The sequence below is a fragment of the Vibrio sp. 03_296 genome, assembly GCF_002265885.1.
Window position 1 is genome coordinate 1 of sequence record NZ_NPKW01000498.1, and the last position, 1,141, is coordinate 1,141.

1 pseudogene is annotated in these 1,141 nt (G+C 49.1%); it reads right to left on the minus strand.

Annotation, left to right across the window (positions count from 1 at the left end):
* Positions 1 to 269 precede the first annotated feature (269 nt).
* Positions 270 to 1,141 (minus strand): annotated as a pseudogene (locus tag CIK04_RS35690) (L-threonylcarbamoyladenylate synthase); the annotation flags it as partial.

Sequence of the window (1,141 nt, forward strand, 5' to 3'; positions counted from 1 at the left end):
ATAAAGAGATGTTAATACGCCTGTCTATGGCGCGAATCAAGCGTGCTGATGGGTTCTTGCGTGGATTTTACAAAACCGTTCAGTTGTCGAGCGGTGAATTAGCAATGGGGATGTGTACAGCTTAAGAAGTATTTAGATCATCATGTACCTAAAGCATTTGGAACATGATGATCCTAATGCTTAAAAAGCAGAACCAACGGCTGAAAAAGTGGGGAAATAGACATAAAGAAACCCAGCAAAGCAGCTGGGTTTCTAGTTATTCTCTTTAATCAGAGCTTTGATTGTGCTCGATTGAGTCGATTCATGAACGGCAAACCAGCTTTCGGTTACCGGTGGTCTTTCTATCCCAAATTTCCTCACAGCCCCAATTTGTCCGCTTCATCGAGTGTGCGATATAAGTCATGCGAGTATTCGGCTACTGAAGAGGGCATCTGTCTGGCTTCAATATTCTCTTGCGCAGTAAACGGCGTGTAGTGAAGGTAGGCGATCTTCTTGTACCCCAACCAGTGCCAGATCGCTAGCTTGAACCAAACGAACGCGGGTATTGGGCTGGTAGTGGCTAGTGACATTACCGGGTACTGCAACATTATGGCTAACCGGAGAGCTCACTTCCTCGCCCAACGTGGTAGAGAGTTGCGCAGCGGTCACTGGGCCGGTACGTAAATACGGAAAGGTTTTCAGTCAGATCGACAATCGTCGACTCAAGCCCGTGAGCACAATCCCCTCCATCTAATACGGCCGCAATTTTGCCACCGAGTGAATTCATGACGTGCTTGGCTGAAGTCGGGCTCAGTTTTTTGTACGGGTTCGCTGAAGGCGCAGCAACTGCCATTCCGGAAGATTGCAATAGAGTCGCAATACGTCATGCGCAGCATCGAATGCCGATGTCTCTAAGCCACCCGTAACCACAGGCGTCACATGAGGCGCTTTTTCAACAGCAAGGTAATCGGGGCCTGGCCAGTAGGCTTGTGCCAAAGTATACGCTTCTTCAGGAATGTCGATCGCCAATCGGTCAGTTGCTCCACGCGGCCAATATGCACAATCAAAGGTGATCGGCAGGTCTTCCTTTCGCGGCAAWTATCTTTTCACAGCGTCTTGGATTGGTGGCATCTGCGGCTAAGCCGTAAACCGTTTCAGTGGG